Annotated in this window: 13 protein-coding genes; 5 read left to right on the top strand and 8 right to left on the bottom strand. The window is 67.0% G+C overall.

Features of this window, described 5'->3' with window-relative positions:
- Positions 1 to 40: 40 nt before the first annotated feature.
- The 3 genes from OG326_RS01695 to OG326_RS01685 all read right to left on the bottom strand — a co-directional run bounded on the left by OG326_RS01695 (position 41) and on the right by OG326_RS01685 (position 4,558).
- Positions 41 to 1,036: an alpha/beta fold hydrolase gene (locus tag OG326_RS01695; RefSeq protein ID WP_327142865.1), complete on the bottom strand. Its 996-nt coding sequence runs from the start codon at positions 1,034 to 1,036 to the stop codon at positions 41 to 43.
- Positions 1,037 to 1,290: 254 nt separating this feature from the next.
- Complete coding sequence (locus OG326_RS01690) at positions 1,291 to 3,246, bottom strand: acyl-CoA dehydrogenase family protein (protein ID WP_327142864.1); 1,956 nt, start codon at positions 3,244 to 3,246, stop codon at positions 1,291 to 1,293.
- A 127-nt stretch (positions 3,247 to 3,373) separates the two neighbouring features.
- Positions 3,374 to 4,558, bottom strand: coding sequence for an AAA family ATPase (locus tag OG326_RS01685; RefSeq protein ID WP_327142863.1), 1,185 nt, complete (start codon positions 4,556 to 4,558; stop codon positions 3,374 to 3,376).
- A 188-nt stretch (positions 4,559 to 4,746) separates the two neighbouring features.
- On the opposite strand from OG326_RS01685, the gene OG326_RS01680 reads away from it, so the two are divergent.
- The 3 genes from OG326_RS01680 to OG326_RS01670 all read left to right on the top strand — a co-directional run bounded on the left by OG326_RS01680 (position 4,747) and on the right by OG326_RS01670 (position 6,411).
- On the top strand, positions 4,747 to 4,998 hold the full coding sequence (locus OG326_RS01680; protein WP_327142862.1) for a hypothetical protein: 252 nt from the start codon (positions 4,747 to 4,749) through the stop codon (positions 4,996 to 4,998).
- Positions 4,999 to 5,405: 407 nt separating this feature from the next.
- Complete coding sequence (locus tag OG326_RS01675; RefSeq protein WP_327142861.1) at positions 5,406 to 6,002, top strand: C40 family peptidase; 597 nt, start codon at positions 5,406 to 5,408, stop codon at positions 6,000 to 6,002.
- 16 nt (positions 6,003 to 6,018) lie between these two features.
- Positions 6,019 to 6,411, top strand: coding sequence for an RNA-binding S4 domain-containing protein (locus tag OG326_RS01670; protein WP_327142860.1), 393 nt, complete (start codon positions 6,019 to 6,021; stop codon positions 6,409 to 6,411).
- On the opposite strand, the gene OG326_RS01665 is transcribed toward OG326_RS01670, so the two are convergent.
- Genes OG326_RS01665 through OG326_RS01655 form a run of 3 tightly spaced genes read right to left on the bottom strand, consistent with a single transcriptional unit; the run spans position 6,408 to position 10,579 of the window.
- Positions 6,408 to 7,631 (bottom strand): cation:proton antiporter, encoded by a 1,224-nt coding sequence (locus OG326_RS01665; RefSeq protein ID WP_327142859.1) that lies wholly within the window; start codon positions 7,629 to 7,631, stop codon positions 6,408 to 6,410. The genes OG326_RS01670 and OG326_RS01665 overlap by 4 nt on opposite strands.
- Positions 7,628 to 8,005: a hypothetical protein gene (locus OG326_RS01660; RefSeq protein WP_327146330.1), complete on the bottom strand. Its 378-nt coding sequence runs from the start codon at positions 8,003 to 8,005 to the stop codon at positions 7,628 to 7,630. Before OG326_RS01660 ends, OG326_RS01665 begins: the two co-directional genes overlap by 4 nt.
- Before the next feature lie 30 nt (positions 8,006 to 8,035).
- Positions 8,036 to 10,579, bottom strand: coding sequence for an acyltransferase domain-containing protein (locus OG326_RS01655; protein ID WP_327142858.1), 2,544 nt, complete (start codon positions 10,577 to 10,579; stop codon positions 8,036 to 8,038).
- 167 nt (positions 10,580 to 10,746) lie between these two features.
- On the opposite strand from OG326_RS01655, the gene OG326_RS01650 reads away from it, so the two are divergent.
- Positions 10,747 to 11,691 (top strand): MBL fold metallo-hydrolase, encoded by a 945-nt coding sequence (locus OG326_RS01650; RefSeq protein WP_327142857.1) that lies wholly within the window; start codon positions 10,747 to 10,749, stop codon positions 11,689 to 11,691.
- On the opposite strand, the gene OG326_RS01645 is transcribed toward OG326_RS01650, so the two are convergent.
- Entirely contained in the window at positions 11,664 to 11,837 is a 174-nt protein-coding gene (locus OG326_RS01645; RefSeq protein WP_327142856.1) for a type II toxin-antitoxin system VapB family antitoxin, read from the bottom strand. The two genes, OG326_RS01650 and OG326_RS01645, sit on opposite strands and share 28 nt — an antisense overlap.
- Before the next feature lie 160 nt (positions 11,838 to 11,997).
- On the bottom strand, positions 11,998 to 12,969 hold the full coding sequence (locus OG326_RS01640; RefSeq protein ID WP_327142855.1) for an NAD(P)H-dependent flavin oxidoreductase: 972 nt from the start codon (positions 12,967 to 12,969) through the stop codon (positions 11,998 to 12,000).
- Positions 12,970 to 13,295: 326 nt separating this feature from the next.
- On the opposite strand from OG326_RS01640, the gene fadD5 reads away from it, so the two are divergent.
- Entirely contained in the window at positions 13,296 to 14,855 is a 1,560-nt protein-coding gene (gene fadD5 / locus OG326_RS01635) for a fatty-acid--CoA ligase FadD5 (RefSeq protein ID WP_327142854.1), read from the top strand.
- Positions 14,856 to 14,890: the final 35 nt, after the last annotated feature.

The following is a 14,890-nucleotide window of genomic DNA, read 5'->3' as shown; positions in this document are numbered from 1 at the left end:
CGATATATCCGCAGTTCAGCGGCCTGTCCCGGCGGGCCGCTCAGCCCGCGATCGCGTACTCCGGACCGCACTCCGGCTCCGGCCCGAACGGGCCCGCATCGGGGTCCGCCAACGCCGCGACGGCCCGATTCACCAGTGCCGCAATGGCTCCCGCTACTTCCTCGGCACGTTCCATGATGACGCTGTGCCCGGCGCCGTCCAGGCGCACCAATTCGACGTCGTCGAGCTGGGAGGCCAGCACCACCGAATGTGCGAACGGAATCACCACATCCGCCGAGCCGGCCAGCACCAGCGTCGGAATCGTGCCCAGCCGCTGCAGGGTGGCCATCTCGTCGAACCGCATGAGCGATTCCAGGAAGCTCGCCATGGTCAGCAGTGAGGTCTCGTTGAGCATGGCCGTGGCCACCGCCAGCATGCGCGGGCTCACCCTGCGGGTGCCCAGTGCGGCCTCGCGCAGCATCGGCTCGAAGAGGTGCCGGGTGAAATGCTTCGACGCCTGCATGGCGCGCGGTGCGCGGCGCACCGCGACCCGCAGCGAGGTCACCGCCGGACCGTTCAGCAGCCGGCCCAGGCCGACCCGGGTGACACTGTTGGCGGCCCCGGCGAGCAGTCCGACGCCCACGATGCGACCGCCGATGGCTCCCGGATAGAGCCGGGCATAGGCCAGGATGGTCATGGCGCCCATCGAATGCCCCACCAGCACAATCGGACCCGTGGGTGCGACGGTCCGCAGTACCGCGTCCAGATCCTGTGCCAGCTGATCGATGGTGTAGGTCGCCGGATCCGCCGTACCCGAATCCCCGTGTCCGCGATGGTCGTAGAAGACCATGTGCACGTCATCGCCCCAGCGTGGCAGCAACTGCTGCCGCAGCAGTGCCCACGATTCGGTGCGCAGGCAGTGACCGTGTGCGAATACCACGGTGAGCGGGGCATCGGCCGGGCCGAACTCGTGGACCGCGATGGGGACACCGTCGTCCGCGGGGACGGTGCGATGAAGACTGTCGTTATCGGCGGCGCTGCAGATGACGAAGGACATGACGGCTCCTAAAGAGTTCGCCTTTTGCCCGGTTGTCGATGGGAATTGCCTCCGCGTTACCGCCTTACACCTGGCGTTATGCACAAGTTGTCCAACTGACGCAGGTGATCGACATCAATCGGTCTATCTACGGCAATCTAGCGTTGCTGCTAGAAAGCTGTAGATAGCTGTGCGAAGTCCTCGACAGCAATCTGCCCCTGTCTAGTTATTCGGCTAGACAGGGGCAGATTCACCTCGACGGCGAACCGGCGCTGCTACGTGGCTGCCGACGCCTTGGTCGACGGCAGGAACGTTCGCAGCAGGTTCTGCTCGGTCGAGGGTCCGAACTGCCATTCGGAGATCCACGGGCCGGTGCCTTCGCTCGGATCGAGCGCACCACCCTCCAGCCAGCGGTAGCGGCCGTCGAGAATGCCGCGACTGACGTCGGTATCGGCGTCATCGGTGTTGTCCCACAGGGATTCGAACAACTGCTGCACCCGGATGCGGGACTGCCGGCAGAACACGTCGGCCAGCTCCTCGGCGGCCACGCCGTCGGGATCGCCTGCCACGCGCAGGGATTGGGCCTTCACACAGGCCGCCGCCATGGCGAACAGCTCCGCGCCGATATCGACGATGCGACCCAGGAAACCCTGCTTGTATTCGAGTTTCGCCTGCCAGCGCGCCATTCCGTACATCAGCGCCCGCGCCTGCTTGCGGGACATGCGCTCCACGAACCGCATATGCCTTGCGAGCGGGCCGAATTCGCCGAAGCCCGTCGGCGCGGTGCCGCTGCCCACGGTGAGCTGCGGGAACCACTTGGCATAGAACCCGCCGGCGCCGACGGCCGCCTTGGCCTTGTCCTTGAGCTCGGCATTGCGATCGACCAGCGCTCCGGCCGCCGCCATATGCGCATCGGCCATCTCGCGGGCGACGAGCAGCCGCATGATCTCGCTGGAGCCCTCGAAGATGCGATTGATGCGCAGATCTCGCACGAGTTGCTCGGCGCCCACGGCACGTTCGCCGCGCGCGGCCAGGGAGGCGGCGGTCTCGTAACCGCGGCCGCCGCGGATCTGCACCAGCTCGTCCGCGATCTGACAGGCCATCTCGGAGGCCCACAGCTTGGCCAGCGCCGCCTCGATGCGGATGTCGTTGCGGTTCTCGTCGCACATGGTGGCCGACAGGTCCAGCACCGCCTCCAGTGCGAAAGTCGTTGCGGCGATGAAGGACAGCTTGGACGCCACCGCACCGTGCTCACCGACCGGACGACCCCACTGCACGCGGGTGCCGCTCCACTCCCGTGCGATCTTGAGCGACCACTTGGCCGCCGCCGTGCACATGGCCGGAATCGCGAGCCGGCCCGCGTTCAGTGTGGTGAGGGCGATCTTGAGCCCGTCACCCTCGCGACCGACCAGATTCCGCTTGGGCACCCGCACGTTGTACATGCGGGTGACGCCGTTCTCGATGCCGCGCAGGCCCATGAACGAATTGCGGCGCTCCACAGTGATACCCGGGCTGTCCGCCTCCACGATGAAGGCGGAGATGCCGCCGCGATGGCCCTCGCTCTTGGGCACCCGCGCCATCACCACGAGCAGTTCGGCGACCACGCCATTGGTGGTCCACAGCTTCACGCCGTTGATCTCGTAGGCCTCCCCGTCCTCGGTGGGGGTGGCGGTGGAGGCCATGCGCGCCGGATCGGAACCCACATCGGGTTCGGTGAGCAGGAAGGCGCTGACCGCGCCTTTGGCGCAGCGCGGCAGGAACTCTCGCTTCTGCTCCGGGGTGCCCGCGAGCTTGAGCGGTTCGGGGACGCCGATGGACTGGTGCGCCGAGAGCAGTACGCCGAGGCTGGCGTGCGCGGACCCGACCAGCATGAGCGCGCGGTTGTAGCCGACCTGGGTGAGGCCGACGCCGCCGTACTCCTCCGGAATCTTGAGGCCGAAGCAGCCGAGTTCGGCCAGCCCGCGCACATATTCGTCCGGAATGCGGCCCTCGGCCTCGATGCGCTGGCCGTCGATGGTCTCGCAGAAGGCATGCAGCCGCGTCAGATAGGCGTCCATCTTGGCCTGATCCGCCGCGCCGGGCTGCGGGAACGGATGGATGAGGTCCAGGCGGAAGCGGCCGAGGAACATCTCCTTCGCGAAGGAGGGTTTGGCCCAGGTGGTTTCGCGAGACTCTTCGACGAGTGCCCGGGCCTGTTCTTCGGTGGCATCGACTTTCGCGGTAGTCGCCATGTGGTCCTCCTCGGACGTGATGGGAATCACATCCGAGTGTAGGAGCCTTTGTTACCCATCGGTAGTCATTGGCAAAGATCGAAACCGCTTGTCAGACAATGATCTTGGTTGAACAGTTAATCTCTCGCTACTGCACGCCTCGGAGATATCGGCCGAAATGCGGCACCGTGAAACCGATCGTGCCGCGCTCGGCGGAGTAGATCAGCCCCTTCTTGATGAGGCCGTCGCGCGCGGGGGAGAGCGAAGCCGGTTTGCGATCGAGCTCCCGGGCGACGGCGGCCGTGGAGACCGGTCCGTCGTCTCCGGCCAGATCCGCCATGGCGCGCATGTACTCCCGCTCCGCCGGGGTTGCCCGCTCGTACCGGGAGCCGAAGAATCCGACCGCCAGCTCCTCCTCGGCGGTGGGCGCGGCCACGTCCACGTCCTCCTCGGTGATCGGGCTCTGGGTGGCCGCGTCCCAGGTGGCCTTGCCGTAGGCCTGGACGAAGTACGGATAGCCGTCGGCCTTGTCGTAGAGCGCGTCCAGGGCGGCCTCGGTGTACTTCACATCCTCGCGCCCGGCCGGGGCGATGAGGGCCTGGTCGGCGGATTCCCGATCGAGGCGATCGATGCGGTGATACGAGAACAGTCGTTCCGAATACGATTTGGAGGCCGAGAGCACGGCCGGCAGATGCGGCAGCCCCGCGCCGACCACGATCAAAGGCGCGGCGTCCTGGCTCAATTCGTGGCAGGCCCCGCAGATGGCCGATATGTCCGCCGGGCCCAGATCCTGCAACTCGTCGATGAACAGCGCGATGCCCACACCGGCGTCGCGGGCGAGTTGCGCGGCCTCCATCAACAGCTCGACAAGATCGATCTCGATATCGCCGGAGTCGGCTCGCCCGGTCACCGCGGGCACGTCGATACCCGGATTCCAGCGCTCCCGCATGCCCTTGTCGGCGGTGGAGCGCAGCGCGAAAGCCTTGAGGATGCCGAGGAAATCGTCCACCTGATCCGGATTGCGATGTGCCACAGCGATCGAGCGCACCGCCATGTGCAGCGCCGAGGAGAGCGGCCGGCGCAGCTCCTGATCGGGGCGCGCCTCGAGTTTGCCGGTACCCCAGCCGCGCGTGCGCGCCGCCGAGCGAAGTTGATTGAGCAGCACGGTCTTCCCGACGCCGCGTAGACCGGTGAGCATGACGCTGCGCTCCGGGCGGGCGCGGGCAATGCGCTCCAGCACGATGTCGAAGGCGTCCAGCTGCCGATCACGGCCCGCGAGTTCGGGCGGCCGCTGGCCGGCGCCGGGGGCGTACGGGTTTCTTACCGGGTCCACGCGACGACGGTAACGCCAAAATCACGGATTATCCGGGCATCTACCGAACCCCCTAGACGTAGCTATCGACCGGCATACGCGGGGGTGTGAGCGCGTGGCGCGACGGGTGTTCGCTTCACACCCCTTGTCGCTCTTCGTCCCTCGCTACCCTTATGACTGGTTCGCTGATGCCCAGGGCAGGAGGGTTCATGTCGGAGGAAGCCCCGTCCACCGTCTCCGAGGTGGTCGAGTCCTGGAACGTCCCCGCCGAGGCGGTGGTGGCGGCACGTATTCGCAACAACATTCTGGTGGCCATCGAACGCGGTTACGACGATCCGCAGTTGGTCGCGGACCTCGCGGTCGGGCCGCTGGTAATGGCGCTGGGGCAGTTGGAGGTCGAACTCGCCGACGCCCGGCGCCGCATCGAGGACCTCGAGCGCACGATCGAGGCGCGCGGTTGAGTGCTGTGGCCCAGAGGTGGTCGAGTGCGGCGGCGAAGCGTCCGGCAGACCATCTGGTTTGCAGTTCGGTAACGCTGATGTCGATCAGGTATACCGAGTCGTGATCCATTTTCAGGTACGCGATTTCGCGTGTCCGCCGGGCGTTTTGCGGTGCGTCGCGACACGCGCCGCGTGTGGGGTGGACAACAGGCGCTGGCCATCGTAATCTCTTCGTGACTTAGCGGAGTCTGTCGCTTCATCGGAGAGGCGGCCCGCGACGTTACCGGCTAGACGATGACGAGCAACACATTCGTCCTCGAATCGGGATGCAGCACAAGATCGGAGATGCGAGCTCGGTGGGTAGACACAGTTTGCAGCGGGAATCTCGGGTACCGAATTCCGTGAAGGGCGCCATTGTGATGGGCGCCATGGCAGCAACGACAACCGGCGCGTTCCCGGCGATCACCGCCTCGGCCGCCACCATCGATGTCCCGGGTATCGGGAACTTCGATGTGCCGGACAATTTTGCACCGCAGGTTCAGCAGTTCAACCAGGCGGTCAAGGACTTTCAGGCGAATCCGGGTGCTGCCATCCAGCAGCTCGGCGCCAATCCCGCCCCGGGCGCCAATGGCTTCCAGCTGCCGGAACTGTTCCCGCAGCAGCAGAAGCAGCCGAGCGCCCCGGCTCAGATCGCTCTCCAGGCCGCGCAGTCCAAGGTCGGCGCCCAGTACTCCTGGGGTGCCACCGGCCCGTACAGCTTCGACTGCTCGGGTCTGGTCCAGTGGGCCTACAAGCAGGCCGGAGTCGAACTGCCGCGCACCAGCTTCGAGCAGTCCAACGTCGGCGCACCCGTAGCCTTCGAGGACCTGCAGCCCGGTGACATCGTTGTCACCAACGGCGGCGGCCACGTCGGCATGTACGCCGGTGACGGCAAGCTGCTCAATGCCGTGCAGACCGGTACGCCCGTCTCCTACACCACGCTGCGTCCCAATATGGTGGTCACCGCGCGTCGCATCAGCGCGTAAGCCGTATCGTCAACGCGTGACTTCTGCTCTACCGAGCGAACCAGCCCAGGCCCGAGTCGATTCTTGGGTATGGGCTGTTCGTCTTTTCAAGACCCGGTCGGCGGCGGCCACGGCCTGCCGCGCCGGGCATGTGCGGGTCAACGGTGTGCCGGTGAAGGCTGCCCACGCGCTCAAGCACGGTGATGAGATCCGGGTCCGCGTCGGCGGAGTAGAACGCATTGTCATTGTCGAGCGCCTGCTCACCAAGCGCGTCGGCGCGGCCGTCGCCGCGCTGTGCCTGATCGACAAGAGCCCGCCCCCGCCCGACCCGCTGGTGGTCGCCACCCTGCCGCAGCGCGATCGCGGCACCGGTCGCCCCACCAAACGTGAACGCCGCGAAACGGATCGGCTGCTCGGGCGCGAGCCCTAAGGGGCCGGGCTGCTCTTCTGATCGGGTGACCCGCCACTGCCGCCGTCGGCCGGCTTCGGGTCCTGCGGTCCCGGCTGCGCCATCTGGCGGACCGCCGCACGATTGGCCGCCACCGCCGTGGCCGCGACCGAGACGAGCGCGCCCAGCATGAGCGCCGCCGGCTCTCCGGGTTTCAGCACATGGAGCTGGGTGCCGACCGTGACCGCGGCGACCGGCACCCCGATCTGCGCGGCGGCCATGGTGCCGAAGATGATCGGCTGACCGGTGAAACGCATGGCGATATGGGTCAGCACCGCCGCCCCGCCGAGCGCCAGGCCGAGCAGGATCAACCACGGATGCTGGCCGAACTCACGGAGATTCAGGCGCGCGCCCAGCCAGACGAAGAACATCGGCGTCAGGAATCCGTCGCCGAGTGCGAACAGCTGTTTGGCCACCCGGCGCGGCTCACCGACGGCGGCGACCGCGAGTCCGAGGGCGAAGCCCGCCAGCATGACCGATACGTGCGTGCTGGTGGCCAGGGCGCACAGCGCGAACAGCAGGGCCAGGCTCACCCGCAGCTCCAGCGCGAACTGCCGCTGTTCGGAGATCTTGTGATAGCGCTGCCGGATACCCGAGGCGCTCAGGTATCGGAGCACGAAGTACGCCACGGCCGCGGCCGCGGAGACCGCCACCGCGCCGATCGCCGCTCGTCCGGCATTGGCGGGATCGATCACCAGCGGCAGCGCGACCACACATGCGGCGTCGGCGATGGCGACCTGAGCGGTCAACTCCAGCACCGGTTTTTGAAAAGGACCCGGCCCGGTCAGGCCTTGCGAATCGAGGATGGGGAGCACCAGCGCGGCCGAGGAGGACGCGATCAGCACCGCGTAGAGCGCGCCGTGTCCGGTATCGAAGACCACGGCCACCGCCTGGCCGGCGATCACCGCGAGGAGGCCGACGAGCACGGCGCGCAGCGCACCCTTGCCCAGGGCCGTGCGAATGGTCGCATCACGCATGGGTACGTGCGTGCCCGCCACGAACATGACCACGGCGAATCCGACATTGGCGAGGAAGGTGAAGGTCGGATCCGCCGGATTCAGTATCCCGAAACCGGTGGTGCCGAACAGGATTCCGGCCAGCAGTTCACCGAGGATGACCGGGAGGTGCCACTGCGAGCGCCAGGCCAGCACCGGCCCGGCCAGCCCGAGCACGATGACGAGTGCGAGAAGTCCGAATGTCACGGTAGCGCAGCGATTTTCACCGGGATCTGAATATTCTCGTCGGTGTAGTGAATGGCACACACCCGGTGGTAGCCGTCGGCGATCTGCGTCGGTACGCCCTTGCGGAAGTCACCGCGCACCAGCAGGATCGGGGACAGTGTTTTGCCCGCCGCGATCTTCGCCAGGTCACGGCGCACATAGGGATTGGAGGCGTCCGCCAGCTCCAGGCCCGAGGCCCGCAGAATATCCTTGGCCTTCTTGTGCGTGACCTTCGCGGAGCGCAATTCCTCGATGACCGTCGTCACGACCTCCGGGGCGGCCAGCAAGTCGAGATAATCCGCCGCTGCCGGATAGTCGTGTTCATCCGGGTCGTCTTTCCACTTCACCTGCACAATTGGTTCGGCCATCCAGTCATCATGGCCGCATCACCGGCCGGTCGCACCCGACACGCGGGACAGCGGCTGCCAGCCGGAGGTGGAGAACCCGATGGTGAAGTCGGTCGGATCGCTCGCGGTCAGTTCCAGCAGATTCACCGCGGCCGTGCGGTCGGGTTCCCGGCCCGCGTGCACGATCCCGCGAATCGGCGAACCGCACTCTCGAATATCGTGCAGCGCCGTCGCCAGATCCGTCCGGTCGGCCGCATCGCAGCGCATCACCACGATCCAGTCGTCCATGCCGTCCAGCGGGGGCGGCAGTGCGCGCGGTGTGCGCGTCAGCACCACCACATCGCGCGCACCCGCATCCAGCAGCCACCGCACCGCCACCGCCCCCGAATTCCCGAGCCCGCCCGCGACCACATAGGTGCCCTCGGCCCGAATCGGCACCTCCGGCGGCCGCACCGCCGCACCGCCCACCGAAATCGTTCGCCGCCACAGCCTTTGCGGTGGCGGCGAGCTCTGGGGTCCCAGCGCCGTCCAGTCGACCGCCCGCCCGTCGAGATGCAGCCGCGCGATCGTCCGCAGAAAACTCGCGGCCTCATCCGCGCGCGAGGCCACCGAATACGTGGACTCCCGGAATGCCGCCTGCTCCCGCACGATCGCCGACAGCACAGGATGCGGCCCGACCTCCACCACCGTCGAAAAACCATCGGCGGCAGCCTGTTCCAGGGCCGCGCCCAATTCGACCGGCCCTGCCGCATTCTCGCCCCAGTACGCGGCATCCATGCCCGCGTGGGTCTGCGAGTTTCGTGCATCGTCCCAGTGCGGGTCGGCCGCACCATGATTGCCGCCCACGCCGAGGCCGGGCCCGCCGATCACCGTGCCCCGCCGGGTCGTCGAGTAGACGGCGCATTCCGGCCGCCGAGGCGTGATTCCAGCGAGCTCCGTAATCAGCTGTGGCGCAACGGCTCGCACCTGGGGGATATGCGGCACCGCAATCGTTCCGGCCGCCGCGCTGTCGGCATTGATGCGCTGCGCGAAGATGGCCCGCCGATGCGCACGGCGCACCAGCGCGTCGATATAGCGCGGTTCCCCGGAGACGATGACCGAGCGCGGCCCGTCGATCGCGGCCACCCCCACCGCCGCCCGCATCGGCTCCAGCAGCCGCAGCGCCTCGGCGGGCGTGGCCTCCAAAACCGCTGCCGCACCGTGATCCCCGATCTTCGACAGCAGCCTTCCCCGTGCCACCACGATCCGCGCCGCATCACCCAGCGACACCGCTCCGCTCACCGCCGCCGCCGCGATCTCACCCACCCCGTGCCCCGCAACGCCATCCGCCCGAACACCCCACGATTCGAGCAACTCCGCCAATGCCACCTGCAGCACGAACAACGCCGGCTGCGCGAAATCCTCTCCCACCTCCCCGTGCCCGAACCCGGTGCGCGGCGTCCACACTCGCGGCCCACCCGCCTCCGCCACCGCATCAGCCGCCTCCGTCAACGCCCCCGCGAACACCGGATACCGCCCCGCCAACCCCCGCCCCATCCGCGCATGCCCACCGCCACCCGAAAACAGCAACAGCACCCCGCCCGCCCGCCGTTCCCCCGAAACCCCCACCACCGCACCATTTCCGGCAGGGCGCGCGACCGCCGACACCACCGACCCGACAATGCGCCGCGCCATTCCGCACGAATCCCGCTGACCGGGCGATGATTCCGACGCCGTGGTCGCGTAGGTGGCTGCCGAGATCTGCTCGTCGGTATCGATGAGAGCGGTGGCCGCGATGTGCTGGGCGAGGGCGCGGAGTTGGGTGGCGGCGTCGGTGGTGTCGTGGGCGAGGACGGCGGCTCGGACTTCATCGGGGACGAGTCGGGCTGCGGCTGTGGCGAATTCGCGGAGGGTGGGGTAGGTGGTGACGGATTGTGCCCAGTGCTGGGCCAGGCTGTGGAGGGTGACCGGGTCGGGGGCGGAGAGGGGAAGGAGTATCGGCGGTTCTTCGCCTCGGGGGGCGGGGGAGCGGGGGCTGGTGGGGTTGCGGAGGGCGATGTGGGCGTCGGTGGCGCCGGATCCGGGGAAACCCAGGCCGGTTCCGGCGATTTCGGCGTAGCTGCGGGTTCCGGTGCGTGCGGCGTCCAAGGTCCGCTGCAGGACCAGGACGGTGCATCCGCCGCTGTCGGGGGGAACGGCGATGCCGGAAAGATCCGGCAGCAGTGTCAGATCCGCACCGCCCGCGATGACGAACGGGACCGCGTCGTCGGCCAGCAGCCGCACGGCCGTATCCACTGCCACCAGCGGGGAGGCGTAATCGCTGTCCACCATGAGGCTGGGGCCGTGCAGATCGAGCGTCCGCGACAGCTGATGCGCGCTATTGGCCGCGCCGGCGGCGAATCCCGTTGCGGCGCCGAACACCACGGCGGCGCGGGATCCGCGCGCCAGACAGCCGAGGCCGGAATCATCGAGCGCCTCGACGGCCAGTTCCAGATTCACCCGCTGGCGCGGATCCATGGCGGCGGCCTCACGCTCGGTGATGCCGAACCACTCGTGGTCGAAGGCGGTCCCTGTCGCGCGGTACGCGACACCGACGATCGACACCCGGAGAAGGGGGGTGCGATCGGTGGATGCTGTCGTACTCTCCCGCACAGGAAATCCCTCCCGTGTCCGGCGACGTCCGCGCCGAAGTACCTCCGGCGATTCTGCCAAGGTTTCGTCCCGCCCAGAAGAGCTTTCGCGCAGCTAGCTTGTGACATAACGTGACGCGCGTGAGCGAGAATGAGGGCCGCCCCGGTGTCCTGTCCACACTGACGCGCTGTTGCGCGGCCGTCGCGGCGACGCCCGGCAGGCTACTGCGCCCGCGGCAGCCCGATACCGCGTTTCTCGCGGGGTTGCATCTGGCGGAGCTGCCGCCGGCGCGCAATACCGTGACGTTGCGGTCGCTGATCCAGGGCCGGATGTCCGCGCCCGCCACCATTGTCGCCGAGGGTGTGCGCAGCCTGCGCGAACTGCCCATGGCCATGGGCGCGTTCCTGGTGGAACATCCGCGGGCGCGGTTCCTGGTCGATCCGGCGCTGTGCGCCGATGTGCACCGGCGGGTGCTGCCGGGACTGCCCTTCCCGGTCGGGCTGCTCGTTTCGCCGGACAAACCGGTCCTCGGACTGAGTGATGTCTTGGCCGCCCGCGATCTCACCGGTGCGCAACTCGATTTTGTCCTCGCCACGCATCTGCACTGGGATCATGTCTCCGGTCTGCTCGAACTTCCGGATTCGGTGGAATTGCGAATTCCGGCAATCGAATACGAGTGGGCGATGAGCGGCCCGCGGGCGCCGATCGGTGTGGTGCGCGCGCCATTGCGGAATCGCGGTACCGGAAACATCGAACTGGACGGTCCGCCGATACTTACTTTTCCGCGCAGCCATGACCTGTTCGGCGACGGCGCGGTCATCCTGGTGGATCTCGCCGGTCATACGCCCGGCAGTATCGGCGTGCTGCTCGCCGTGGACGATGGCACGCGCGTCCTCCTGGCCGGTGACGCCGTATGGAACACGTTGCAGGTCAAGCTGATTCGGGAGAAAGCCCCCATGCCCGGCCTGCTCTTCGATGCCGACCGGGACGATGCCTTCCGAACCATTCAGCGCCTACACGCGCTCCCCGACGGTATCGAGGTCATCGCCTCTCACGATTACGATGCCGTGGCTGCCCGCGGGTGAAACGGGTGTTCGTAATCCGCCGCTGTCGCATGCGAACTGAAAAAACGCAGTGCTAGGTTCACCGCGTCCTGTTCGGTGTGAACGCCCGAAATCGCCATTGCCCGACGCAGGGCGTCGTCATCGAGATAAATTCGAGTGATTGCCATATCGGCACCTCCGCCACACGTCCGTCGTGTCCTTAAAGCATGACGGATCAGCTGCTCGAAGGCACCCGAAATGACAAGAGCCCTCGGCAGATTTGCCAAGGGCTCTTGTCCTAATTGTCTGAGACGTACGGACTTTCGTATTCCGTACCCAGCGCGGCGATCAGCTGAGCATGCCCGCCAGGCGTGAGCCGATGAGGGCCTCGGCCTCGGAGACCATGCGGGAGACCAGCTCCGCGCAGGTCGGGATGTCATTGATCAGGCCCTGGACCTGGCCGGCCGACCAGATGCCCGCATCCAGATCGCCCTCTTCGAACACGCGGCGGCCGCGCGCACCGGCGACCAGATCGCGCACATCCTCGAACTTGCCGCCGGCCTTCTCGATCTCGACGACCTTGCGGCTGATCTCGTTGTCCGCCACGCGGGCGGTGTTGTGCATGGTGCGGAAGATCAGCTGGGTGGCGCGCTCGGAATTGGCGACGATCTGCTCCTTGACCGTCTGGTGGATCGCCGACTCCTGGGTGCACATGAAGCGGGTGCCCATATTGACGCCGTCCGCGCCCAGCGCCAGCGCCGCGACCAGACCGCGCGCATCGGCGATGCCGCCGGAGGCGATGACCGGGATATCGAGCGCCGCGGTCGCGGCCGGAATCAGGATCAGGCCGGGGACATCGTCCTCACCGGGATGCCCGGCGCATTCGAAACCGTCGATGCTGACGCCGTCGACGCCGATCTTCTGCGCCTTCAGGGCGTGCCGGACGCTGGTGCACTTGTGCAGCACCTTGATCCCGGCCGCCTTGTAGTACGGCAGGAAGGGCTCGGGATTGGAGCCGGCGGTCTCGACGATCTTCACGCCGGAATCGATGATCGCCTGCATGTACTCCTGGTACGGCGGCGGATTGATCGACGGCAGGATCGTCACGTTCACGCCGAACGGCTTATCGGTGAGTGAGCGCGCCTTCTCGATCTCCTTCAGGAGATCCTCCGGCGTCGGCTGGGTCAGGGCGGTGATGATGCCGAGACCGCCCGCCTCGGAGACCGCGGCGGCGAGTTCGGCGCGGCCGACCCACATCATGCCGCCCTGCACGATCGGGTGCTCGACTCCGAAGGTCTCGGTGAACCTGGTACGCAGCATCGGCGCTGTCCTCTCTAGCCTCTCGCGAACCGCTTGATACTCGCATAGTTGCATATGGCGGTTCAACCCCGATGTGAGTGGGAGTTTGCACTTCTGGCATCGGTTTCATGTCGAACCTGGGGATAACCCGGCGCAGTCTACGCCGCCTCAAAGATCAGTTCACATGCTCTGATCTGCTGATTGAAACGATGACAAAAAAGTGCCGGAACCTTCTCTGTAACCCTTGTCACGCTGAAAAGTTAGTTGGTATTCTCGCGAACGATCAGCCGTCGATGCCGCCGGAACAGCCGGAGCCATCCCATGACGGTGCGAGAGGAGTACGTGGCATGACCACAGGTTTCCAGCCACTCGACGAGCCCATCCGGTCGCGGCGCAATCACTGGGTCAACCAGATCGCCACGCATGCCGCGATGCGACCGGCGAATGTCGCCTTCCGGTTCAAGGGTGTGGACACCACCTGGCTGCAGCTGCACGAGCGCTCGGAGCGGTTCGCCGACGCGCTGGCCCGTCGAGGGGTCGGGTTCGGCGATCGCGTACTTCTTCTCGCCCTGAACTACACCGAGTACATCGAGGCGGTCATCGGCATCAATGCCCTCGGCGCCATCGCGGTGCCGGTGAATTTCCGGCTGACCCCGCCGGAGGTCGCCTACATCGTGGGCGACTCCGGGGCGAAGGCGATCGTCACCGACGCACTGCTGCAGCCGCTCGCCGCGGCCGTGCAGGCGCAGGCCCCGGACCTGGCGACCTGTGTGGTCATCAACGGTCAGAGCGGCGAGAGCGCCGTCGGCTACGACGATTTCCTCGCCGAGGCGGGCGAACCCCACGCGCCACTGGATATTCCGGAGGACACCCCGGCGCTGATCATGTACACCTCCGGCACCACCGGCACCCCCAAGGGTGCGGTGCTGTCGCATGCCAACCTGAACGCACAGGCGCTGACCTGCATCCGGGCCATGGAGATCACGCCGGAGTCCATCGGCTTCTGCACCTCCCCGCTCTTCCACATCGCCGGATTGGGCAGTCTCACCCCGTATTTCATGCTCGGCGGCAAGACGGTGCTGCATCCGCTGGGCGCGTTCAATGCCACCGAGTACCTGGACGCCATCGAAGCCGAGCAGGCCACCACGGCGTTCTGCGTGCCGGTGCAGTGGCAGCTCATCTGTGAGGAGCCGACCGTCCGGGAGCGCAAGCTGGCCCTGCGCTCACTCTGCTGGGGTGCGGCTCCCGCGTCGAATACGGTGCTGCAGGCCATGTCCGACTGCTTCCCGGACGCTTTCAGCGTTGCGGTCTTCGGGCAGACCGAAATGTCGCCTATCACCTGCGTTCTCGAAGGCCGGGACGCGCTGACCAAGATCGGCTCGGTCGGTAAGCCCATTCCCACCATCCAGGCCCGCGTGGTCGACGACGAGATGAACGATGTCGAACCCGGAACGGTCGGCGAGATCGTCTACCGCGGCCCGACCATGATGCAGGGCTACTGGAACAAGCCCGAGGCCACCGCGGAAGCCTTCCACGGCGGCTGGTTCCACTCCGGTGATCTGGTCCGGGAGGATTCCGAGGGCTTCATCTACGTGGTCGACCGCAAGAAGGACATGATCATCTCCGGCGGTGAGAACATCTACTGCGCCGAGGTGGAGAACGTCCTGTTCGCCCACCCGAAGATCCATGAGGCCGCGGTCATCGGCCGTGCGCACGAGAAGTGGGGCGAGGTGCCGGTCGCGGTCGTCGCACTCGTCGAGGGCGTCGACGACCTCACCCTCGAGGAACTCACCCCGTTCCTCAACGAATCCCTGGCCCGCTACAAGCACCCCAAGGATCTGGTCATCGTCGCCGAACTGCCCCGCAATGCCAGCGGCAAGGTCCTCAAAGTAGAACTGCGCAAGTAGGACTGGGTCGAGGCGAATCCCCGGGAATGCTCCTG

Origin of the sequence: Nocardia sp. NBC_01327 (assembly GCF_035958815.1) — a bacterium.
Lineage (GTDB): Bacteria > Actinomycetota > Actinomycetes > Mycobacteriales > Mycobacteriaceae > Nocardia.
Note: the sequence above shows the minus strand (reverse complement) of the source record. Positions and strands in the feature narration are given on the sequence as shown.

Excerpts from the sequence above, each read along its gene's own strand:
- OG326_RS01695 (WP_327142865.1), bottom strand. The coding sequence starts at position 1,036 with ATGTCCTTCGTCATCTGCAGCGCCGCCGATAACGACAGTCTTCATCGC.
- OG326_RS01690 (WP_327142864.1), bottom strand. The coding sequence starts at position 3,246 with ATGGCGACTACCGCGAAAGTCGATGCCACCGAAGAACAGGCCCGGGCA.
- OG326_RS01680 (WP_327142862.1), top strand. The coding sequence starts at position 4,747 with ATGTCGGAGGAAGCCCCGTCCACCGTCTCCGAGGTGGTCGAGTCCTGG.
- OG326_RS01675 (WP_327142861.1), top strand. The coding sequence starts at position 5,406 with ATGGCAGCAACGACAACCGGCGCGTTCCCGGCGATCACCGCCTCGGCC.
- OG326_RS01645 (WP_327142856.1), bottom strand. The coding sequence starts at position 11,837 with ATGGCAATCACTCGAATTTATCTCGATGACGACGCCCTGCGTCGGGCA.
- OG326_RS01640 (WP_327142855.1), bottom strand. The coding sequence starts at position 12,969 with ATGCTGCGTACCAGGTTCACCGAGACCTTCGGAGTCGAGCACCCGATC.
- fadD5 (WP_327142854.1), top strand. The coding sequence starts at position 13,296 with ATGACCACAGGTTTCCAGCCACTCGACGAGCCCATCCGGTCGCGGCGC.